The organism is Aestuariibaculum sp. YM273 (assembly GCF_030908365.1).
In the GTDB taxonomy this organism is placed as follows: Bacteria; Bacteroidota; Bacteroidia; order Flavobacteriales; family Flavobacteriaceae; genus Aestuariibaculum; species Aestuariibaculum marinum.
In genome coordinates, this window is record NZ_CP133090.1 from 330,528 (window position 1) to 354,539 (window position 24,012).

The following is a 24,012-nucleotide window of genomic DNA, read 5'->3' on the forward strand; positions in this document are numbered from 1 at the left end:
TTAAAAACCTCATCGCTTAACTTTTGGTGGACTTAAAAATAGCGACAACCAACTTGTAATGCGTCCAAGACTCTCTGTTAACGCCTCTTGTCGCTTTTTAGTTGTCAAAACATTAGTTAAGCGTATTACAGTTAACAATAAAGCCGTGGCATGCCACTTCCATCGGGATTTGAAATCCGGATGGCTATATTTTACCCGCCATACGTACCAACCGTTACGCAAAACCATTTTGCCATATTTAAACCGGTTGGGGCGTCCCGAACCGTCATGATAGTGTTCTAATTGCGCCTTTGTATTTATATATAGTTTTCCCTTTTTCGCTAATCGCAATGAAAAATCAGCATCCTCATATAAGCCGTACCCTTCAAAATAGGTTGAGAACTTACAGGCTTTAAAAACTTCGGCTTTATAGGATGATACCCCTCCCATAATCTGTTCTACCTGATAAATTTTGCCCGAAGGCGGCAAAAAACTAACAGAGCGTCCATGCGAAAACGACGGCATAAACCCAGGATTAACATCTGGTAACAGCCCAAATTTACGTCGCATCTTAAACCGTGATGGTTCATTACGCATCCAGCCATCAAAATAAAACTTTTCAGGATTCTTTTTCCCATCTGAATGTTGCCATTTTACTTCGTTCGTAATATAACCACCTACCGCTAAGGCTTCCGGAAACGCCTCATGTGTACTTAGCAACTGTTTAAAATATTCTGGGTCTAAAATCACATCATCGTCTAAAAAGCAAACCACATCTGTTTCCTCTGGTAGTTGAGAAATTCCAAAATTACGTTGTCTAGTTAAGCCCCGAAACGACTCACTTACCTTGTAGTACGTCACGTTTTTAAAGTCGTGGTTATTTATGGCTTTTCGTGTTTCTTCATCAATGGATCCATCTACTATTAAAATTGCATCAGGATACACCGTTTGCTGCTTTACCGAATGTAATACATTCTGTAAGGCCTGTGGTCGCATATAGGTGCATACAATTAAGGTAAAGGTCATATTTTGAGAAAGCTATTTCTTATATAATTTTAAGCATCTAATTTAATAAATTAATGATTGCTTAAAATTTAGAAAGTTATTAGTTCTTTAAAATTTATTTTTGTTCATCTCTTATATTAATATGTGCCTATTGTTTTGAGGAACTTATGATGTGGTTCATATTGAAATTGGTATTATAATGAGGGTTTGTTCATCTCTTTTACTTTTTTACATTGCCTAAAAAAGTAACAAAAAAAGTCTAGGCTAACGATAAATTTCTTGAATTTCTAGCTTCAAGATTTTGCCTGCGCATGGCAAACGCTACGCTAGGCCATGCTCCGCTGCCCATACCGCACCTTGAACCTGAAATTACTACCAAATTAATCGTAGGCCATTTTTAGGATTTATTTTTTGATGCTACGCATCCCAGTTTCATTTCTACTCTTATTATTTCTGAATTTTTACGGAATTATGACTCTTTTCTTGATTGTGATGTTTGGAGGGTTTACAAAGTGTGAGTCGTGAAGGGTGATCCTTCGACTATGCTCAGGACAGGCTGCTATTCCTAAATGCTCTTCACACGTATTCCAACGTCTTTACGAGGGTTTAATTAAGAGGAGTAAACATGGTTTGCGGTAAATAGAGACGAAGTAATCTGTTTAATTGTACTTCTCTGCTCCTTTTTAAAGATGGCTTTACTTCAACTACGCTCAGTACAGGCTTTTGTACCTAGCAAGAACGTTATGGTTGCGAAACATAAGTAGCTACAAGTGGATTCCGCATCAAGTACGGAATGACAGCAAAGTGTTTTTCTTGCCTGGCTAAACTTAACTAAAGTCTTATCCTGATTTCACAAAAAAAACTAAGGCTCAACCTATTACTCAAAACCAAAACACTTTCAGTCGGAGCTTATCGAAAAAACAAACTAACACATCTTAATAACCAAAGTAACAAACCATCGTCAGACTGAGCTTAACCTGTCCTGAGTCTATTGAAGGGGCGAAGTCATTTACAAAACCATAGCCAACGAATCGAAGTCTAGCCTTAAACTCTCTCATTAATTAAAATTCACTAATCACTTTTATTTTCTAACCTAACACTTCGACAAGCTCAGTGTGACAAACTCTATACTTCAAAAAAACACTATCAGTCGGAGCTTATCGAAAAAACAAACTAACACATCTTAATAACCAAAGTAACAAACCATCGTCAGACTGAGCTTAACCTGTCCTGAGTCTATTGAAGGGGCGAAGTCATTTACAAAACCATAGCCAACGAATCGAAGTCTAGCCTTAAACTCTCTCATTAATTAAAATTCACTAATCACTTTTATTTTCTAACCTAACACTTCGACAAGCTCAGTGTGACAAACTCTATACTTCAAAAAAACACTATCAGTCGGAGCTTATCGAAAAAACAAACTAACACATCTTAATAACCAAAGTAACAAACCATCGTCAGACTGAGCTTAACCTGTCCTGAGTCTATTGAAGGGGCGAAGTCATTTACAAAACCATAGCCAACGAATCGAAGTCTAGCCTTAAACTCTCTCATTTATTAAAATTCACTAATCACTCTTATTTTCTAACCTAACACTTCGACAAGCTCAGTGTGACAAACTCTATACTTCATACAAAATACTATCAGTCGGAGCTTATCGAAAAAACACACTAACACATCTTAATAACCAAAGTAACAAACCATCGTCAGTCTGAGCCTGTCGAAGACCTACCTTTCTTTCCAAACTGTGTATAATTCTTAGAATATTTAACAAGTTTCTCCCAATCCTTATCAATTAAAGCCTGTTTCTTTCTTCTACTCCACCCCTTGATTTGTTTTTCTGTTTTTATAGCCTCATCTGGTGTTGTAAACATTTCAAACCAAACCAGTATAACAGGACGACGCGTATAGGTATAAGCTTCTATATCTTTTCCTTCTTGATGTTCATGTAACCGTCTTTCCATATTATTTGTTATTCCCGTATAGAAGGCATTGTCACTACATTTTAGGATGTATACAAAATAGGTTTTCATACTCTACTCGTTTTACTATTATACACTTCGCTTCTTAGTTTATAATCAACACTTTACCCCTTCGACAGGCTCAGGGTGACAACACTTTAAAATTCACACTCTCTGTATGAACCTCTCCTATATCTATCTTAGTCGAAAAGTATAAGTCCCGTACGGATACTCCGATCTTTTAATTATTAGACCAAACCCTTAAACACTTCGACAAGCTCAGTGTGACAACACTCTACACTTCATACGGAAACTCTGAGTTTATCGAAGAGTCGAAGTCTTTCACAAAACTATAGCCAAAAAATCGAAGTCCAGTCTCAAACTTTGTCATTAATTAAAATTCATTAATCACTTTTATTTTCTAACCAAACACTTCGACAAGCTCAGTGTGACAACACTCTATACTTCATACGGACAGACTGAGCTCAGGATAGTGAGTCTTCGACAAGCTCAGACTGACAAAAATCTATTCTTCATACTGTAAGATTGAGTTTGTCCAAGTCCTGTTCTAATTTAAAGACCTCAATTCCTCAGCCCAGTACACACTTCTATCCCATTGTTTTTTAAAATTTTTAAAATACTTCAATGGATTTTTAATCGACTGTTGTTTATAGTACTTAAAAAATAACGTGGTCTTATACCCTAACAACTGGGTTCTCGTCTGGTGTTTTAATTTAAATAACATAACCGTCGGTGATGGTTTTGGCTGAACAGCATCATCGTGCCACTGTTGCTTAAAAACCGTTCTAAAACCTCCGCGAGGCGCTTTTAAATGCGTAATATGTGGTTCTGGAACATACAAGATGTCTTCACCTATATTACGCAACTGCATCCCGAAATCGGCGTCCTCTCCAAAACCATGTTCATAACACATCTCAAAACAACAATCTTTAATAACACTAGGTTTAATAATACTGCAACCAGAACCAAAGGCCTCCCATTGCTTTTGATTTTTCAAATCATTAATATCTTCTAGAGAATGGCAAGCAAATGTAAACACATTTAAAGTATGCTCCTTTATAATCTGAAAAGCCTCTTCTATAAATTCCGTTTTCAATCTTATATCATCATCAGCCATAAATACCCATTCACTATCCACCTGTTCTAAAGCCCAATTTCTAGCATAACAGGCTCCTGTCTGGTGTGTAAACCTATGTTGAATAGTAAAAGGCCAGTCCTCTGTTTCCAGATAATCTAATGCCGAATCACTTCCCTCTTCAGGGTTTTGCTCGACAATAATTACTTTCTGAGGCAACCAGGTTTGTTCCCGTAAATCGTATAACACCTCGTACAGATAGTTTTTCCTCCCAATAGTTGGGATAATAACGTCTACACTTTCATTCTTAACATTTGGTTCCTGATTATCCAGTTGTAAAGACCTGTTCTCTAATTTTAAATCTTTTCTTCTCCTGAAAAATAAGGCATATATGCATGGCAAAAATGGCATACGTTTTTCATAAACCAATAAATTCATGAATAACAAAAACACCCAGATTGCCTTATAATGTTGCTTTACAAAACGAAAAAGCTCATATGCGTTAGCTTTAACATGAGAAACTTCCAAGTTTCCTTTGATGAGTTCTGGATTAGAATAACAAAAGACCCCCTGAGACATGCCTCTTTTTGCCAGAGAATTCAAAACATAATCAAAATTTTTATTATGATGAATCTGATTTTTCACACTCAACAATAGTGAAGCCTGCACCGCTCCCACCAGACTGCTCATCTGCCAGGTTGGATACTTTACACCTTTATTCACTTTTATAAAAACCGACTCGTCCACATACCCTATGGCTTCCCCCAGATAATTCCATTCGCCACCCGAATAAGATTGCAGCACCGTCTGGTTAGCATTCATATTACTTAGAGCAGAAATATTTAGATTCGATTTATATGACCTATGACACCATACCAAAATTTCTTCAGGATACTTTGTAGCGATTTCAAATAACACAACGGACATATAAGCATTCTCATCAAACCTAATATCCCGGTCTTCAACATCCTGAATCCCTATAGGTTTGTTATGTTCGTGATAGATTATAATCATTGACTACTTAATAAATTGTTTGTAAAATTCCACACTTTTCCGGGCAATCTCAATATGACTAAAATCCTTTATGACACGCTTTCGGGCCGCCTTTCCAAAGTCATCCCTTTTTTGTTGATTATTCAGCAACTCTAAAATACGATACGCATAACTATCGTGTGCTTTTGGATGAACCAAAAACCCTTCTTTGGCATCATTGATCATTTCTTTTGCCCAGCCCACATTCGATGCCACAATGGCCTTTTCCATGGCCATAGCTTCCAACCAGGATAAAGGAAAAGCTTCTGCAAATGACGGAAACACACAAACGGCAGCTTCTGCTATCAATTCCTGAATCTTTTCATACTTCACCACTCCCAGATAACTTACCTGAGCAAGGGCTTTTAAAGTAAACAAAGGTTGCATCAACGCCCAGGTAGAATCCGTGCCCGTTTGTATATCGGCACTATCATGTCCTGCAAGCACCAGTTTAGCCTTTGGATTAGCCTCAACTACCTTATTAAAAATATCAGGCAATTCCAAAAGACCTTTTTTTCTTATCAGGGTTCCAAAATATAAAATCACAGGCTCAGATGCTTTTTTAAGAACCGGCATAAACTGAGTGGCATCCACAGCGTTTGGAATCACCTCAAAATCACGTTTTAACCCTAATACTGTATTCGTTAGCTCGCCAGTAAACTTACTCACACTTATTATACCATTGGCTTGTTTTAAAGCCCGACGTTCCAAATACTTGTTTTTAAATTTTACCGATCTTTGCTCCAAATGGCAAAAATAGGTGTCACTACCATTTTCACGAATGACTACCGGGCATTTCGGCTTCACAAAAGCTGTAAACCCTGTCCAGTCCGGCGCCTCCACAAGTTCGAGTTTCCCTTGATTATATAAGGTATTGATTAAACGCTCTACCTTTTTTTGGGTAAGGATTAAAGACAAGCCCTTAATCTTTACATTCTTTACGGTATAAAAATGAATCCCCTGTCCTTCAAAATAAGCATCTTTCTTTTGAGCATACACCAGAACGCTCACCGTATGCCCCAGCTCCTTTAACGCCTTGGTTAATCCATAAATACTGGTTCCAATACCTCCCGATTTCTCAAAATCTGGATGCGGATATTCGGGCGTTACAAAGGCTATTCTCATTCTCTAATACTTTAAATGTTCAGCCAATTTTTTACTACCTAATTCAATTCCCTTTCGCATTAAATATGAATGTTTCTTTCTATTAACCGGGTTAAAGTCCTTTGTTTTAGGTAAGGCATTCCATATATGCTTAGCCCCTGTTTCTTCTATAAATGATGTATTGATAACCTCTATATTATCAATTTCACTTTTTATTTGTTTTAAAGTTTTACCTGTACAAAACTTAATTTTTAGCTCGTTTAACACTTTATCGTTTTTCAAAACTAAATCTTCATAACGTAGCACGTAGTGTTTGTCTGTTATTTTGGGCATATCATTTATGACTTGGCGGGTTACTTTTTTACAATAAAAATAGGGATATAAACCTATAGGGGTAGTTAAACGTTTTATTAAATACTTAAAGCCTTTCTTCTTTAAGTTCATACTCTTAAACAAAGAACTAAACACGTCTCTAGGATGACGAAGTAAAATGATGTGTATATCATCAGGAAATACCTGACTCAAATAGTATACTCCCTTGAACGATGTATCTTTTATCATTATATATTCTTTAGAAGATTCATTAGTAATATGCTTACGAATATTATTAATGATTATTTTATCAAAAAACACTTTGTCTTTTTCATGATAAATTTTCTCATTATATATTTTATAATAAGCTTCTAAAAATGTAGAAAGTTTAGTTTCACTATGCCCATGAGCTAAAACCTGATGGTTTGTAAATACTTTTAATGCCTCTGAAACAAAATTATGACCTGTTCTAGGTGAATACGAATTTGAAAAAATAATTTTCTTATGCATTTAAAATACCTTTAATCGTTTTCCAAATATTTTCTGATGCCCTTTGAGGTTTTTCACCAGCAATGATATTGAACCATTTTTTTGCACTACTTAATACGCTCTGGTTTTCATCATTTAGCATGGTTTCTAACTGCTCTGATATCAAATCTGAATTATTTAACCAAACCACGGATTCTCTAGTAGGCATAGACCTAAAATGAACATATTTATAAATCGTATGAATATCTTTTAAATTTTCAATCGCCTTGGGGTTATAATTCATATAGGCGCATGGTTTATTATGACATATAAAATCAAACACCATAGATGACCCCACATTAATAACCAATTTAGAATAATTTATTGTATTAAATAATTGCAATACGTCCTCTTTTAAAGGCATTATTTCATTCCAATAGGCACCTCTTTTTTCCCATTTTGGACTAACCTCATAAACAACATCCTTATAGGTTTTCAAAACCAAATCAAATCTATTTGAAAAATCTACAGGGCATTTTCTAAATAAAATTACAATATTATATCCTTTATCATTTAATTGTCTTACAGCTTTGGCCGTAGCTTCAAGATATTGTGGATCGTGTGGAGATGTTGTAACATCATCCCCGGAAAAGCAAATATAATCGACTCCTTTCGGTAAATTATTCCAATTTATAAATTCATCCTTGGAAAGCACTAATTCCTTTTGAAAATGACATTCAAACTGAGGTGTTCCTGTTACATGAATCTGCGCTTCATTTATATAAGGGTAATAGGTTAATAATTCATTTTTCATATGAACACTCCAAACAAAATAATAATCTGTTTCTAAAACCATAGTAGCTTTAGGTACATTATCCCATGAAAATATGAATGTCGCTGTTGGAACACCTAAATCTTGAGCTGCAAGAATTGGAGAAATGGCATTAACAGGCCGTTGATTTGTGCAAAACACAAAATCTGGTTTTTCTTTTTTTAATGTTTCAACGCAAGATTTATAAAACTCAGTTTTTCGCTCCGATGTTTTTATTTTATCGCGCAATCTACTTAGTTTATTTCCTTTATATTTTAAAATATAATAATGAACTAAACCATTTTTTATGAACTGCTTTAAGGTTTTTATTGATGGCTTAAAACTATATTTTCTATATATATCATCTTGAAACTGGCCTTCAAATTTTTTTAATTCTATTTCTTTCCTTGCCCGTTTGTAAAGATCTGTTTTGGGAGATGCCTTACCAAAAAGTTTCAAGTTACGACACCCTAGTTCAGAAAGATCAAATGACGTCTGGTTCCAATACGTCACTTCAAAATCCATATTCTCTCCAATAACAGGAAAAGAAGAAAAAACAAAATTTTTCAATCCAATACCATCTGGTAACAAAACAAAAACCTTATTGTGTTTCATTAATCTTATGATTTAGAATGACTTTGTTTTCTCTTCATTAAATCCTCTGCTTTGCTCCAATCCTCCATGGTGTCAATATTAACATGCCATTCTGGGTTAGCTTCTATAAATGCCGTTGTTTCCCCATATAATGAATCCTGATTTAACACAACACTTGTTTTAACTAAATAGATAGAGCCGTCACGATAGTAAGCGACAGGAAGTTCTTGACGTCGTTTTATAATTTGTTCATCTCCTGTAGCTATTTTTAAGCAACCATTTTCGTTGACTTCAAACACCCAGTGCGGATTAAATTGATGCGGCACTTTCAATACAGAAACTAGAGAATCTTTTTTAGACTTTGTGAATTCTAAAATTGCTTCATCAATAAAAGCACTAGTTCTAAAAGGATTTGTTACTTGCAGCAAACAAACCGCATCATAATGCTTACCTATTTTTGATAATGCTTTTAAACTGTGTTTTACCACCTCAATAGTCCCGGCTGTATCGGTTGCCAATTCTGAAGGTCTCACAAAGGGGACATGCACACCCATGGCCTTGGCCATTTCCATAAGTGTTTTATCTTCTGAAGAGAAAATGACATCATCCAATAATTTTGATTTCAGTGCAGCCTCAATAGTATATTGCATCAATGGTTTTCCTGCGAGATTTTTTTTGTTTTTATACGGTACGCCTTTAGAACCACCTCTAGCCGGTATAATCCCTAATATTTTCATTAATATGTAATGGTTTTATGAAAACTAAATTCAATTTCAGCCAAAATATGAGCTATTTTTTTACCGCTATCACCATTTCCATATACGTTGCTCTTTTGGTTTTTGGGGTTGAACAATTGAAGTTCAACAGCTTCCTTTATTTTAGTTTCATCATAAGGGACATCCAAAACATTTTCTCCTCTTAAACGCCTGTTTTGACGGGTACCAATATTTACCACAGGTACGCCCAAATAAGCACATTCCCGTATGCCAACACTCGAATTCCCTATCAAACAGCTACTACATTGTAGCAGTTCCAGAAAATCCTGACCCTCCATATTTTTGAAAAAATGCACCTGCGGCAATTCAAAATGCTCTCTAAAAGCCCTTATACCCGTTGATGTCCCATCGGCTCCTGCATCCACATTAGGCCAGAACCACAAGGTTGGCTTGTTAATCCTATTTACAGCCTTTAAAGTTAATTCTATATGGGCTCTGGACTCTTTATATTCTGTCGTTACAGGATGCTGCATCACCACCAAATAGCCTTCCGACAAATCGGGTTCAGATCCAACACCACCATATTTTTCATAGGGATTAAACGATAAGTGTTTTATATTTTTTATATCTAAAGCTAAATCTATAGACGGGCAGCCTGTATTAAATACCATATCAGGTTGTTCTCCCAGTTTAATCACTCTAGATTTAGCATCTTCAGAGGCCACAAAATGGTAATCTGACAGTTTTGTAATGGCATGGCGCACCTTTTCGTCAATATTACCCGTAACCTCTCCGCCTTGAATATGCGCAAGCGGAATATTCATATAAGACGCGGCTACAGCTGTGGCCATGGTTTCGAACCGGTCTGCCACCGTAAGCACTATATCCGGTTTTAAATTTTCAAAAACTGTAGATAATTCCAAAATACCAATGCCTGTGGTTTTGGCTGCTGCAGTTAAATTCTCACCCTCCAACACATTAAACACCTTAGCTGCCACCTTAAACCCATCACGTTCCATATAATTAATGGCCGACCCATACCGCGGTAACAATGCTGAAGCCGCAACCACCAGCAACAATTCCAAATCGTCATGAGCATCAATCGCCTGTAAAACTGTTTTAACACGACTATAAGAAGGTCGAGCAGTAATTACTATACAAATTTTACGTTTCATCAATTTAAAAGTTCTTTCTTTTTAAATAATTAAACTTTGTATTCAACTTTTCTTTAACCCAATATATTTTTTGTTTTATAGTTGGATTAATAAAAAACACTTTTACCCCTCCTTGCCAATTATTTTCATCAAAAACCCCCTTAGGGTGGTTTTTTTTATTACTTGTCATGTGAACAAAGAGTGATTTAGAAAACATATGTAATATCTCCTGATATTGATTCATTCTATCACCCTCAATTATTATAATGGCATTTTGGGACAGTGAATTAGCAATTCGTTTAAGATTAGGCTCTTTACCATCAATTATCAACAAATCGTATTTCTTTTCTAAATTTACGTCATCTAAATTTTTAAAAATTTCTATTTTTTTAGATTTCAAATGTTCTTTTAAACTTTTTAGACAGAATTCATTGTCTTCAGTCCCCGAGTAATTTATTTCACTTCCAAAATAATTTAAAACAGCACTAGGCAATGTACCAATTCCTAAACCTATCTCTAAAATATTCTTTAAGTTATTTTTTCTTATAATTTGTAGCGTTTTATAAATGGCAAATTGACTGGCAATATGCTGACTACCTTCAAAACTTGAAAATTCCAGATAGGTCTCTACTGCACTTTGTTTTAAACTTTTCATTCGATTTCTTTACTTAAACTAAATCTTGTTCATTCAAGAATTCCCACCTATTTAAATTTTTATTAATGGCTCTTCCTATCACTTTTTTATAGTCACCAGCGTTTATACCATAACCTTTTGGCTTTTTGGCTTCTAAGTCACCAAACTGCAAGATATGCCCTTTTGTTAAATCTTTATTTACAGCTAATGATTTTTCAAATATTTGTTTTAAATCTGAAAAAGAAGCGTTATCATATTTATTTACAGGATTTGTAAGTGCTGTATCAATATCTTTTACAGAGGCTATCAAACTAATAGATTCTTCAATGGTTAACGAAGAAGATACATCAGGTCCTTTTTGGTCTCTAGCCAGTACAACATGAAATTCCAATATCTCGGCTCCCAAAGCAACTGCAGCTATCCCAGTGGCCACCTTCGCAGAATGATCAGAAAACCCAACTGTTACACCATATCTTAATTTTAGTTCGTTAATCACATTTAACCCATAAGATTCGGGCATCGTGGGGTAACTTGTAGTGCACTGTAATATAGAAAAATCGGCCTTATGCTGCTTTAGAAAAGCCACCGTATGATCCAGTTCCTCAAAAGAACTCATCCCACTAGAAATAATAATAGGTTTTTCTGTTTCTATAATTTTTTTTAACAACAAATGATTAGTAACCTCACCACTACCTACTTTATAAATATCAACCCCAGCTTGTTCTAAAATATCAACTGCTGCATTACTAAATGGACTACTAATAAATTGTAAGCCCCGTTTTTTACAGTACTTTCCAATATCTATCCATTCAGCCAACGAAAATTCCATTCGTTTCCAATAATCAAACCGAGTCTTATCTTCAGAAAATTTCACCCTAAAAGGCTCATAAATACTACTCTCGGCATCAGCTATATGCGTTTGAAACTTAATGGCATCGGCACCCGTAATTGCAACAGCATCTATATATGCATATAACAATTCTAAACTACCATTATGCGCTTGACCTATTTCTGCTATTGTTTTTATCAACCTATCCTATTTATAATTCAAATGTAGCATTTTAAAATGGTTTTCGTAAAACGAAGTTATAGCTTAAACAACCACTTGTCCACAACAATATAACCTAAAATTTAATAATATTTAGGCAATGGCAACGCTACACTTTTTTTTATCGTTTTTTTGGTTATTGGATTTCTGTACCTTTTTAATTTTGGTAAAAAAAACAATATTTTAAACATTGCTATTATGTACACCTTAAAATAACTCCAGTCTTTACAACCATATTTTTTGAAGTTATGCCTGAACAATTTTATTATCCTAAAAATTGGATTGGGGTAATAGACTAAATAATAAAAGGCCGTATTTTTTAGTTGTTTCCCAAACCTAAAATAATTTCGCCCTTTTTGGATACGTTCTTTCCTATCAACCCTATGGTTTATTTTAATTTTGGTGGTATACAGTATTTCATAACCTTTGGCTAATACCTCGATTGACAAACAGGATTCTTCACCATAAATATCTATCCAATCAGGAAATCCATTTGTGACCTCATAAACTACTTTTCTGATAGCGAAACCACAACCAACAAATTCCCTACAAAAATATTCTTCAACCAGTTTTGAACTGTTATTTAAAGCATCTTCATCTGTTTTAAAAACCCCCTTTATTTCTTGAAACGCTAAAACACCAACTTTAGGAAACTCTTTAAAAAGTTGTTGAGACAATACCACAAAGTCATTGCTTAAAGGATGAGCATCATCGTCCAGACCAATTAAAATATTCCCTTTAGCGTTTTTAAAAAGTAAATTTCTAGCCGCAGAAGCCCCTATACTATCTTTGCCCGCAAACCATTTTACCCAATCAAACCCATCTTCTAAAATGAATGAGTTATCAGTACAACCGTCCAAATAAACTAAAACCTCCTGAGAGGTTAAATCTATCAGATTCTCGAGAATCAATAATGTTTTTTCAAGCTCCTCTTTTCTATTTTTGGAAACAATTAAAATGGATGCCTGCATTAATTATCTTATTAAACTTTTTATCAATCTCATTTTCCCCATAAACCTTATTTTGTTTAAAATAAAAAACCATACGAATGGGTTCATCCTATTTACACCCGAACGCTTCCAATAACTTAAAACCCTTCTAGCCAATTTATAACTAAAGTTTTTTTGGTTTGCTTTTGAAAGCTCCGACATGCTTTGTTCAAAAATGCCATTAAAAGCATTAATCATTTTCTCCACTTTCATCTTAAAAAGATCTTTATCTATATTTGTTTCACTATAATACAAATGATAAATCTCTTTTTCAGAAAATGAGAAACCAAAATGCTTCCAATAGGACGCTATAATATTAGATCGGTATTCTATATTCAGTTTTTGCTTCTCGGGCGAACGATGGTTACTATGCTCTAGTATACGGTACTTCATCAAAAAATCAGGCAAGTTTGCCATCTTACCAACTTTTGATATTTGAGTCCATAATTCCCAATCCTGGCAATTAATCTTAGACTCATCATATCTTAAACTATATTCCAATATTTTTTGGCTTCTTAAAATAACTGATGAATGCCCAAAGGTAGCCCCAAAAAGCAGATTATATTTTATATAGGACATTTCTAGAGGATATGTCCAACCATCTTGAGGGACTTGTGTCATGTCTTTCAACCAATACCCTTGTGTGCCACACATTACAACTTCAGGATATGTTTCCAAATAATGAAGTTGCTTTTCAAAACGCTCGGGAAAACACCAGTCATCAGCATCCATTCTTGCAATATATTCATACTTGGGAAGTAACAGAGATAATCCTTTATTTAGTGTTTTTGTAAGACCAATATTGAATTTATTCTTTATATAATGAATTTTAGGACTTTTAAACGACTCTATTATTTCTTTGGTATTGTCGGTTGAACAATCATCGTAGACATACAAATCGAAATCTTGAAACGTTTGGTTTAAAACTGAATCAATACTATCGCTTAAATAAGGTGCCGCATTATAGGTCGGCAATAAAACTGCCAGATTTCTCATAGTTTTATAACATTTTAAGCTTCGAGTACTGTATCAAGCATTTTTTTAAAATTGGCATCACTAAAATAATCTCCAAATGGATACACTGGCTCATTTAACCTCAGCCTATTCTCAATTAAATTTTCGAGTTTATTCTTTATTTGACTTTCGTCATCACAATCAGCTATAAATTGGTCTTCCTTTATTATACCTCTCAACTCACTCACTTTAGGAGACAAACACAAAATGGGTTTATTTAATGATGCTATAAATGGCGCTTTGCCAACTAAAATATTACTTTTTAATGGACCATTTTCTAAGATTATCAAAATATCAGATGCTGTTTCTTGTTCTACAGCAGCATTTGAAAAATTCAATGGTTCTAACAAAATAATATTCTCACAATCTACATATTTATTTTTTAGTCTTTTGGCTTGCTTCCCTTTAATTCGAAGTAAAAATTCTGTGTTTTCCTTATACAAAGGACTACCAGAAATTAAATTAAGGTAAGCATCTAACAAAATATCCATATTTCTACCAAACTGCAAGATTCCATGGTATGAAATGACTACCTTTTTGGTTTTCTTCCTAACTTTGGAAGTATCTGAAAAATCGAAAACGCTTTTATCATATTGATGTGGAAGCACTTTAAATGGTTTTCTTGAACCATATAAAACTTCCAAGTCATTTGACAGTATTTTGCCAGGACTTATACATCCTTTCGAATTACTAACAACCTGGTTCATTTGTTTTAACCGAAAAAGTTCTAAATTATTCAATTTATTGTTAGAACCAGCACACCAAAATACAGGGTACGGATCGTGAAAATTGATATAAGATTTTTTTAATATGGGTAAATTTTTAATTGCTAATATGGCTTCAAATTGCAAGCCACAGCTTCTCATAAAAATATGGTCGTAAGCTTTATAGGAAATCTTTGAAATTATTGTTTTATACTTATTCTGAATATACCATTCATTTAATGATTTGTGCCATATACGCCAATACACTTTATTAATCCATCTCATGTAAAGCGGTACCTTACGATTGATGTTATAAACTTCAATATGGTTAACGGGAAGCAGATTAAGCGCATCTTCATTGATTCCATGCCTTAAATACATCACATCTATAATACATTGTGGGTAAGCAGTTCTTAACTTGGCCACAAACGATCTGGAAACCACTCCTTCACTGGTACCGCTTACTCTTAAATCCTGAGCTATTATTAAAAATTTCATGACTCTGTATGCTGTTTAATTTAATAGCTTTTTTTTTGTTTTATAAAAAAGCAACCGCAAAGGCAATTGCCAATAAAACAACTGCCATTTCAATTTTTCAAATGATGTTAATTCCAAGGCATCCATAATACGTTCAAACAAATTATACCGCTTGTATTTCAAAGATATTTGAATAAAATAGCGAACTATGTCATCAGACACCAAATCTTTTTCTTTTAAATTCGCAACCACCAACTGGATGGCATCAGCAAAAGAAGCTCTTCGGATTGCGTCTTTATTATGAAATTCCCCTGTATTGGACTCTAGGTGCTTTCTACCATAGAACAAGCATTTCTTTATAGAAATCCCCTTTAAACCAGAAGAAATGATTCTTGTATAAAGTTCCAGTTCCTCCGCAAACATCAAATTTTCCTGAAATCTATTATTATAAAAACATTCCCTTTTCCACATAACAGCACAGGAATTGAACTGCAATTCATTCTTCAATATCTTATTGATATCATGTTTATCAATATAAAAAGTATCATATGCCCTAGTATAATCAAATTGATAATCAAAATCACCTTTAAAAACTCCCCTGATATATCTACAAAATGATATTTCCAAATCTTTGGTTAATTCCTTTACGCACAATTCCAAATTTTGTGGGTGCGCAATATCGTCATCGTCAAAAAAAATGATATAATCACCTTTGGCTAAATCCAATCCATAATTTCTAGCACCCGGCAACCCCTTCACATAATCCGGTGTCCTAAGAACATATTTAAACCGATGGTCCTTATCCAAAATAGGCCTCAATACCTTATGGGTATCATCCGTACTACCATCATCGACTATCCAGCACTCCCAATCTTTAAAAGTCTGGTTCTTAATGGACTCTAAAGATTCTAAAATGTAACCCGACCTGTTGTAGGTCGCCATGATGATAGAAACTTTTGGATTCATTATTTTATAAATGATTTAATATATCTAATAGGTTTCAAAACAGCATGTCCTATTTTGTACTCCAATCGTTCTGTTTTCATTTTTTTTCCAAATTCTTCACTTTTAATTTTATGCAACATGTAATCAACAAACAATTCAAAATGAGTGGTATAAATATCTTTATGCTTATTATAAATATATTTTAATAAGTCATATTTAACTTTATTGGCCTTTGTGGTTGTAGAATACTCTTTAATTCTATAATTAAAAAGCGGTTCTTGAATAATATAAGCATAGCCTTCCTCTTTCACCAAACGTATGTAAAATTCCCAATCTTCAAACCCTTGCCGCATGGCTTCATCATAACCGCCCACACTTTGCCAGTCAGATTTTTTAAACATGGCACTTCCAGTAGCACAGTTAAATTTTATAAAGTTTTTGATGGTACCTCCACATGGCTTAAAAAGTTCCTTTTTTCCATTAGAGAATAAACGTGTTACATTAGAGGTAATCATTTTAATTGAATCATCCTGTTCAAAATGTAACATGGCTTTTTCACAAAAAGTAGGCTCAAAATAATCGTCTGAGTCCAGCACCAAAATATAATCGCCTTGGGCTTGTTTAATCCCCACATTCCTTGCCTTACTTTGCCCTTGATTATCTTGAGTAATTAGTTTTGTTATTTTGGGTTCAATTGCCTTTAAAACGCTTTTGGTTTTTTCGTTTGAACCATCATCTACTACTATAACCTCTGTAAACGGATAGGTTTGCTGTAAAGCCGATGTTACCGATTGCTTAATATATTCAGGATCATTGTAACAAGGAATAACCACAGATACTAATGGCTTATTTTGTTTTTTAGCTTCTGGCATATTTCATAATATTATATCCTCTATTAAAATACCAAGCCATAAAGAGCGCCAGTAAAAAAACAAATCCTTTAAAAATTGTAAAATACTTACAAATCAACATAAACGCATGGTTCTTAAAGAGCACTTTCTGTTTAGATATAGCTAATTCATATGAATTTCGCATATAACCAATTAAAAACCACTGTATTAATTCTTTATCTTGGTACACCACTAAATCTTGAGCTGTAAGGTACTTTATATTGGCAATCTTAGCTAAAAAAAGATTAGAACTCTCATCATTCATCTTAGTAAGAGAATTGCTATGCACCCGTCTATGAGTTAATACATCTTCAAGCAACCTTCCTTTAAATGGTTGTTTTAACAATTTAACAAAAAAATTATATTCATCACCGTCGGTTATAATGAGCTCATTAAACTTAACATTCTCAACTATTTGACGAGTACCTAAAAAATCATCCGTTATCCAACCCATCTTATTTTGGGCAAAATTCATTGATGAAATAATCGCCATATTTCTATCAAACTCATAAGGCTTACCTAATAACATACCATTTTCATGACTAAAATTAACAGTATCTGTTACCACAAAATCCAGACTTTTAGTTATTATGGCGTTATATGAAATTTCCAAATGCTCAGGTAACATGATATCATCGCTATCAAACCATTTAATATATTGACCGTTACTTTTTAAAAACCCATAATTTCTACAGGCATTAGCCCCTTTTTTTAAATGCACTGGTCTTTTGTATACTTTAAACCTACTATCTTTTTTTGCATATAGTTCCATAACTTCAAACGAAGTATCTTCGCTTACATCATCTACCAGTATACACTCCCAGCTCGTAAAGGTTTGGGCAATAATACTATCTAAAGTCTCAGGCAATAAGGTTGCGCGATTATAAACTGGAATAATAATAGATATTTCCGGGGCATTAATCATTATTTAAGAGCTTGTAAAATAACACGTCGGGTAAATTTAATACTTTGAATAAAATTAAGCTGCTTTATAAATGAGAAATACACTAACCACCAAAAGTTAAAACTCAACTTATCATTTTTATAAACCAATTGCTCATAGTATAATAATAAGTACCTACGCTGCTTTATACTAAAGTGCTGAAGGCACTCGGTAAGTAAGTATTTAAAAAACATTAGTCTTACTGTGGTCTTTTCGTTCATTAAATAAGTATCTCTTGAAATATTGGTTGCGCCCAATCTAAATTGCACACAAGCCTCATTAATGGTGTAAATATTTCCAAATCGAGAAAATTCTAACCACGCTCTGTCGTCTGTAAACCACCCCAGATTATAATGATAAAAACCAATATCATCATAAACAGCTTTAGAAAAAATATACTCTGATAACGAACTGCGTGTTTTATTAGTCAAACGTTTGTAAAAAAAATCGGTTGACTTCTCCAATTTAGGGTGCTTGTAAACCTCCGATACAACCTGACTCTCATCATTAATTATTACTGTAGCAAATCGAATAACAGACAAACTAAAGGCATTAACCTCTTTTAGATTAAGATAAAACTGCTGTACACATTCAGCTCCCAACACATCATCATCCCCTAAAACCATAAACCACTCTTCTTGCTTCATCAATTCAAGACAACGGTCCCAATGTTTTACAAGCGACACACCTCCCAAATTAGTTTCAAACCGGTGATAAACTAAGTCTAATGCTTCCCCATATTTCGCTATAATATGTTTTGGATCATCAGCACTGGCATCATCACCAATATACACCTTAAATCGTTTATCGGTCTGGTTTGCCAGAGACTGTAGGGTCTCCTCAAAAAAAGTAATCTTATAATAGGGAATTACAATGGCTAACATAACTAATCGTTTACTTTATAAAGCCCAAACAGTGTAAAACCTAAAAACCGTTTGCAAAATACATCTATTACATATTTTTCACTTTTCAGCTTGTTCAATTCCTTCTTTTTAGCTTGTTCAATTTTTGCTCTCAATTCAAAAAAAGAACCTTGGTGCGCCACAAAAAAATCGGCATGTTTTATACTCAAGTAATCCAATAAGTATTTGTAATGAGCATTGCTCATATTTTTAAGCATGGAATTCTGTTGTGTCCTATAATAAAAACCCGCATGCTCTAGTTGTTTTACATGTCCTCCTTGCTTTAACAGTGCGATCCAAAACTCCCAATCTTCACAGCCATAACGCATGTTTTCATCATACCCCCCAATAGCCTCCCAATCCTTCTTTCTATACAGTGCCGTACAAAATATTAAATTTTCCTGACTTAAATTAAAAAGGGAGAATGGTTTTAATTCCCAAAGTCCTGTCTCCGCTCCAAATTTTTCAGCCTTACAGTACACCACTTTTAATGAATCGTTTTGCCGAAATGCCTCAAGTGCCAAAGCCACATAATCTTTAGAAATTTTATCATCAGCATCCAAGGGTAGTATAAATTCACCTTGTGCTCGGCTTATTCCAATATTACGGGCATTAGCCAGGCCATGATTGTCTTGGCGAACATATTTAAAACGATTATCTTTTTCCAACCAAACGTTTGCCACTTGTTCTGTATCATCCGGACTGCCATCATTAACAATAATACACTCCCAATCATTATATGTTTGACACAATACCGATTGTAATGCTTCATCTAAATACTGAGCATGATTGTAACAGGGAACAACAACAGAGACTTTAGGCATAGAACAAAGTATTGTATTCTTTTTTAAATGTATCTAATGCAAAATGGCTTTCGGCATAAACACGAGCATTATGTGCTAATTTACTATATAATTCCAGATTATTAGAAAGTTGCAAAATCTTATCTTGTGTAAAATTCAAAAAACCTTTTTCAGAATTATCTTCAGATATAAAACCATTAATACCATTTATAAGATGTTCATGAATACTGCCTACGTTTGTTGAAATAACAGGAATACCTAAGGCCATTGCTTCCATAATTACTAAAGGAAAACCCTCTCGGCTAGAACTCACTATTAAAACTGAAATTTCAGAAAACGCGTTTTGTATGGTTTTGGGGGCATTACAATTTTCTAAAAAAGAAACATTTGGATGGCTTTTTTTAAAATTTTCAAAACGATTACCTATAACTTTTACTTGATGTTTTAAATCTTTAACAATATCAAAAAAAAGTTCAGGTCGTTTCTCTACAGAATTCCTACCAACAAAACCTATGGTAAAACAATGGAATCTGGAAACTACATCCTGTTGGTTAAACATACCTATTGGAATCCCATTGGGAATAATTGAAAACCTTTTTAAAAAATGGCTTTCCATACCTTGCTTTTCATACAGTGCTTTATAATCCAGAAGTGTTTTGGTATTTATCACTACCCGATGATCCAATAAATGCACATAAGGCAAGGATAGTATTTCAATACCTTCATCGGTATACGAAAATGCATGTGTAAGATCTATGGTTTTAATATTCTTTTTAATATTCTGTATGACCTGATAAAAAAAAAGACTGTTGCAACCAAATAAGGTCAATGGTACAAAATAAGAAATCAGCTTTAGCCCTTTTTCAACATAGGCCTTCCGCTTGTTATTTGTAGCAAAAAAGCAATATGCATGTTTCCTAAATTCATCAGACAGCACTGAACCATCCGTTCTATCAAAAAACACAATTGGTTTATGCTTCAGTGCTTTGATAATTTCCAAATGAACGCGCTCAGCACCACCAATATGATGGTAAGGAATAAAAAATATAATGATTCTTCTAATAACCAAATTTCATTTTTTTGAAAATTACATTAAAAAGTTTTAAAAGTAAATAGTTGCCAGTACTTGACAAATATTCGCTGAATGGGATTACATTATTTCTGTAAAAAACACCATAAAGAGCTACCATATTTTTCCACGGTGTATGTCTCTCAAAATCTTTTATGTAGTGGTTTAAATACCCTTTTAACAGCTTCTTTTGTGTTCTTTTTTTATGGGTAACAAGTTGATTACACATATCAGGGACAAACAACTGCAAGGCTTTAAAATAATTTAAAGCATAGGCACTTTTGTTTGTAATAGGGGCTTCTCTGTAAACACTATCATAGATACCATCACCAAAAACCCTATAGTTAGAATTAGCATGGAACATAGCCCTAATATGAATTTCAGGATCGTTTAATCGCGGGTATCTGGAATTGAACCCGTTTAGTGCTTTCAAAAATTCTATATCCCATAATGTACACATGGTTTGCCAATAGATATTACACGACAAAAATGCCTTTAAATAATCATCACACTTTGGAATACTAATTATATGCTGCTTTCCGTTATTTTGAACTGCCATAGGAAATACCCAAAAATACAAGTTAGGCACCTCTTTTGCTTTTAGTATTCTATTTGACAAACAATGGGGCAAAAGCAAATCATCAGAGTCCAAAAAAACTACATATTTTCCACTAGCCCTTTTTAAACCAAAGTTTCTGCAACTACTAGCCCCTTTAATGGCATTTTCTGGCCTATTATAAAATTTAAACTTATGGTCTATAGCCACATAATTCTTAATCATATTTTCCGTGTTGTCTGTAGAGCCATCATCCACCACAATACATTCCCAATTAGCATAAGTCTGTGCCAAAACACTGTCTAGGGTTTCACTAATAAGATGTGCTCTATTGTAAGTTGGAATAATAACGGAAACCAATGGCTTGTTGGTCATGGCAGCAATTTATAGTTACGCTAATATAAGAAAATTGGGAACAATATGCTTCGACAGGCTCAGCATGACAAAATTAAGTCATTACGAGGAATCCCATTAGTCGGGACAACAAAGTAATCTGTTCGTTTCAACCCCAATACATTAGATTGCTTCGTTGCTACGCGCCTCGCAATGACGAAAAAGCAAACCCGACCTATCGATAAAAACTTTAAAAACCTAGGAAGAATCAGAAGATTAAGGATGAAAATCTGTTTGAGCGCAGCGAGTTTCTTTACATCTGTCGCGGTGGCTTCCGTAGTATTTTTTATGCTGATATAAATAATTTTTGTGCGAGTTCGTACATTTCTACTTCTTCTTTAAGTATTTGTTTTAACTTCTCTTTAACTCCATAATCAAATGTGGTTTTTGTAGAATTAACATTTTCAAAAACATCTGTATTTATCATATTCCAATTCATCATTTTAGTTAACGAAACTAAGGATTTCTGTTGACATTCTGTAAAACCTATAAAATCAAAATCCTCAAGTCTAAAATCCCCTAAGTAAGATTTTACCTCGTGAACAAGATTGTATGACAAATCAATTATATCCCAATTTTCATTAATAAACCTCCGATGTATTTGGTTATGATGAAGAGGTAATTTTTTATAATAATTGTAGGTTGAAATCATTCGTTCAACTGGGTTTCTCATCCAAGTAATTATTTTAGCTTCAGGGTAAGATTGTTTTAGACTTAATTTTGCTGGAAAATGTCCATGAATACATCTAATTCCCCTATGGCCAAGCACAATTGGTTCACCTTTCCACATTTGTTTATTTTTTTCTGAATTATTGTTATGCTGATACAATAACTCTAAAGCATCAGGATATTGCCTTCGTAAAATATTAGTAAGTGAAGTTCCTGCAGTTTTTGGTATGTGAATAGAAATGAGTTCAACTTTTTTTTGGGGTCGAATTGAGTTATATAATCTTCTTTTTACACTCATATAATTTCTTGGTTGATTATTTCTAATTCATGTTTAATTATTGATAGTATTTAAATGCAAAATAAGACAAAAATAAGAAGAAATTAAGTTATTTTTTCTTCTCAAATTTCAACCTTACCTGAGACTACCACCATTTCTTTTAGTCAAGCAATTACGAAGTACATGATGAGCTCCTCTAAAAAAATAGCATGCGCGAATAAAAGAATTGAATATTTTACAATATGCTTCAACAGGCTTAGTATGAAAAAAACAAACAGATTGCTTCATTGCTCAGCGCCTCACAATGATGATTATGCGAAATGCTAAAACAGTTTCAGGATATCAATAATTTTTGCAAACTGTCTATATGTCTCTGTAAGCTAAAATGCTCCTTAATTCTTTGTTTTCCTGCTTCTCCAAATTGTTTGGCCACCCCCACATCGCTCAACACCTTAAGCATATGCCCTGCCATAGTATCAATATCATGTTCTTCGCACAACAATCCCGTTTCATTATGTAAAACAACATCAGGAATACCGGCATGGTTGGTCGCTATAACTGGCACACCAGCTGCACTTGCCTCTAATACCGCTAGAGGAGTCCCTTCCATATCGCCATTTACAGCTGTAATACTATGCTGTACAAACGCTAAAGACTCAGCTAACAAGTCACGATATTCTTTTGGTGTTATAACTCCTAATAACTTCACATTATGCTCTATGCCATAATACTTAATCAAATTTTGACAAGTATCAAACAATTCCCCTTGCCCAGCCATTAACAACACAGCATCCGGATGCTTTTTTAGCACTTTCTTAAAAGCCATAATAGTGTAATAAGGTGCCTTTTTATTAGTAAAACGCCCGATGGATAAAAACTGTTTTTTGGAAAACTTGGGTTCTACCGCTTCAAAATCAGGATGCGGTCCATAAACATTATAAATTACCTTATCCTTTGGGCATCCCAAAGCTATTAAACGGTCTCGCATTACTAAAGAAACAGCTATAACATATGAACTATATGAAAATACTTTTTCATAATTATTACAGTCTTTTACAACAGTTTCATTAGAAGCATCGTATCCATGAAAATGAGTAATTAATGGAATATTCAAGCTTTTACATATATCTGCTACTCGGTTAGCTGTAGGACCATACTGTGCCAAAACAAGCTGAATACTATTTTTTTTAAGTGAATAAACAAATGATTTTTCCTCTGTATTTTTAATTTGAATGCCTAATTTACGTTTCAAATTCATTCTAAACGTAACAAACCGATCAGTTAACCTACCGTAATTTTCTAAGTAAAGTGGTAAAAAACCTCCGAAATAATAAAAAACATTAGCTTTTATTCTTTCCTTTTGGGCCCGAATAAAGGTTTCTGAATAGGCATTTAAAGAAGGCGCCACCATGGCTATATTTAAGTATTCTTTATTCATTTTATTTCAATTCCATATAAGAGGTTATC

Annotated in this window: 22 protein-coding genes; all 22 read right to left on the reverse strand. The window is 34.0% G+C overall.

Annotated elements, in window-relative coordinates; genetic code table 11:
• Positions 1 to 9: 9 nt before the first annotated feature.
• Entirely contained in the window at positions 10 to 1,005 is a 996-nt protein-coding gene (locus RBH94_RS01290; RefSeq protein WP_307882033.1) for a glycosyltransferase family 2 protein, read from the reverse strand.
• Positions 1,006 to 2,690: 1,685 nt separating this feature from the next.
• Positions 2,691 to 3,017, reverse strand: a complete 327-nt coding sequence (locus tag RBH94_RS01295; protein WP_307882034.1) for a GIY-YIG nuclease family protein — start codon at positions 3,015 to 3,017, stop codon at positions 2,691 to 2,693.
• A gap of 496 nt (positions 3,018 to 3,513) precedes the next feature.
• Positions 3,514 to 5,055 carry a glycosyltransferase family 2 protein gene (locus tag RBH94_RS01300; RefSeq protein WP_307882035.1) on the reverse strand — a complete coding sequence of 514 codons (1,542 nt, stop codon included), beginning with the start codon at positions 5,053 to 5,055 and terminating at the stop codon, positions 3,514 to 3,516.
• Positions 5,056 to 5,058: 3 nt separating this feature from the next.
• Positions 5,059 to 6,198 (reverse strand): glycosyltransferase family 4 protein, encoded by a 1,140-nt coding sequence (locus tag RBH94_RS01305; protein WP_307882036.1) that lies wholly within the window; start codon positions 6,196 to 6,198, stop codon positions 5,059 to 5,061.
• A 3-nt stretch (positions 6,199 to 6,201) separates the two neighbouring features.
• The gene (locus RBH94_RS01310) at positions 6,202 to 6,999 is read right to left on the reverse strand and encodes a sulfotransferase (protein ID WP_307882037.1); all 798 of its coding nucleotides are present in this window, start codon (positions 6,997 to 6,999) and stop codon (positions 6,202 to 6,204) included.
• Positions 6,992 to 8,383: a UDP-glycosyltransferase gene (locus RBH94_RS01315; RefSeq protein WP_307882038.1), complete on the reverse strand. Its 1,392-nt coding sequence runs from the start codon at positions 8,381 to 8,383 to the stop codon at positions 6,992 to 6,994. Before RBH94_RS01315 ends, RBH94_RS01310 begins: the two co-directional genes overlap by 8 nt.
• 5 nt (positions 8,384 to 8,388) lie before the next feature.
• Positions 8,389 to 9,099, reverse strand: coding sequence for a cytidylyltransferase domain-containing protein (locus RBH94_RS01320; RefSeq protein WP_307882039.1), 711 nt, complete (start codon positions 9,097 to 9,099; stop codon positions 8,389 to 8,391).
• The gene (gene neuC / locus RBH94_RS01325) at positions 9,099 to 10,256 is read right to left on the reverse strand and encodes a UDP-N-acetylglucosamine 2-epimerase (protein ID WP_307882040.1); all 1,158 of its coding nucleotides are present in this window, start codon (positions 10,254 to 10,256) and stop codon (positions 9,099 to 9,101) included. The genes RBH94_RS01320 and neuC overlap by 1 nt, the downstream gene beginning before the upstream one ends.
• Before the next feature lies 1 nt (position 10,257).
• Positions 10,258 to 10,887, reverse strand: a complete 630-nt coding sequence (locus RBH94_RS01330; RefSeq protein ID WP_307882041.1) for a hypothetical protein — start codon at positions 10,885 to 10,887, stop codon at positions 10,258 to 10,260.
• A 13-nt stretch (positions 10,888 to 10,900) separates the two neighbouring features.
• The gene (locus RBH94_RS01335) at positions 10,901 to 11,896 is read right to left on the reverse strand and encodes an N-acetylneuraminate synthase family protein (protein ID WP_307882042.1); all 996 of its coding nucleotides are present in this window, start codon (positions 11,894 to 11,896) and stop codon (positions 10,901 to 10,903) included.
• 101 nt (positions 11,897 to 11,997) lie between these two features.
• A complete protein-coding gene (locus RBH94_RS01340; RefSeq protein ID WP_307882043.1) occupies positions 11,998 to 12,885 on the reverse strand; it encodes a glycosyltransferase family 2 protein in 888 nt (295 codons plus the stop codon).
• A 3-nt stretch (positions 12,886 to 12,888) separates the two neighbouring features.
• Complete coding sequence (locus tag RBH94_RS01345) at positions 12,889 to 13,899, reverse strand: glycosyltransferase family A protein (RefSeq protein ID WP_307882044.1); 1,011 nt, start codon at positions 13,897 to 13,899, stop codon at positions 12,889 to 12,891.
• A gap of 14 nt (positions 13,900 to 13,913) precedes the next feature.
• Positions 13,914 to 15,119, reverse strand: coding sequence for a hypothetical protein (locus RBH94_RS01350; RefSeq protein ID WP_307882045.1), 1,206 nt, complete (start codon positions 15,117 to 15,119; stop codon positions 13,914 to 13,916).
• A gap of 15 nt (positions 15,120 to 15,134) precedes the next feature.
• A complete protein-coding gene (locus tag RBH94_RS01355; RefSeq protein WP_307882046.1) occupies positions 15,135 to 16,064 on the reverse strand; it encodes a glycosyltransferase family 2 protein in 930 nt (309 codons plus the stop codon).
• Positions 16,064 to 16,915, reverse strand: coding sequence for a glycosyltransferase family A protein (locus RBH94_RS01360; protein ID WP_307882047.1), 852 nt, complete (start codon positions 16,913 to 16,915; stop codon positions 16,064 to 16,066). The genes RBH94_RS01355 and RBH94_RS01360 overlap by 1 nt, the downstream gene beginning before the upstream one ends.
• Positions 16,902 to 17,858: a glycosyltransferase family 2 protein gene (locus RBH94_RS01365; RefSeq protein WP_307882048.1), complete on the reverse strand. Its 957-nt coding sequence runs from the start codon at positions 17,856 to 17,858 to the stop codon at positions 16,902 to 16,904. The genes RBH94_RS01360 and RBH94_RS01365 overlap by 14 nt, the downstream gene beginning before the upstream one ends.
• Positions 17,858 to 18,760: a glycosyltransferase family 2 protein gene (locus RBH94_RS01370; protein ID WP_307882049.1), complete on the reverse strand. Its 903-nt coding sequence runs from the start codon at positions 18,758 to 18,760 to the stop codon at positions 17,858 to 17,860. The genes RBH94_RS01365 and RBH94_RS01370 overlap by 1 nt, the downstream gene beginning before the upstream one ends.
• Positions 18,761 to 18,762: 2 nt before the next feature.
• Positions 18,763 to 19,602 (reverse strand): glycosyltransferase family A protein, encoded by an 840-nt coding sequence (locus RBH94_RS01375; protein WP_307882050.1) that lies wholly within the window; start codon positions 19,600 to 19,602, stop codon positions 18,763 to 18,765.
• Entirely contained in the window at positions 19,595 to 20,650 is a 1,056-nt protein-coding gene (locus tag RBH94_RS01380) for a glycosyltransferase family 4 protein (protein WP_307882051.1), read from the reverse strand. Before RBH94_RS01380 ends, RBH94_RS01375 begins: the two co-directional genes overlap by 8 nt.
• On the reverse strand, positions 20,640 to 21,581 hold the full coding sequence (locus RBH94_RS01385) for a glycosyltransferase family 2 protein (protein ID WP_307882052.1): 942 nt from the start codon (positions 21,579 to 21,581) through the stop codon (positions 20,640 to 20,642). The genes RBH94_RS01380 and RBH94_RS01385 overlap by 11 nt, the downstream gene beginning before the upstream one ends.
• Positions 21,582 to 21,885: 304 nt before the next feature.
• Positions 21,886 to 22,566, reverse strand: a complete 681-nt coding sequence (locus tag RBH94_RS01390) for a sulfotransferase domain-containing protein (RefSeq protein WP_307882053.1) — start codon at positions 22,564 to 22,566, stop codon at positions 21,886 to 21,888.
• Between the two features lie 313 nt (positions 22,567 to 22,879).
• Positions 22,880 to 23,983, reverse strand: coding sequence for a glycosyltransferase (locus tag RBH94_RS01395; protein ID WP_307882054.1), 1,104 nt, complete (start codon positions 23,981 to 23,983; stop codon positions 22,880 to 22,882).
• Positions 23,984 to 24,012: the final 29 nt, after the last annotated feature.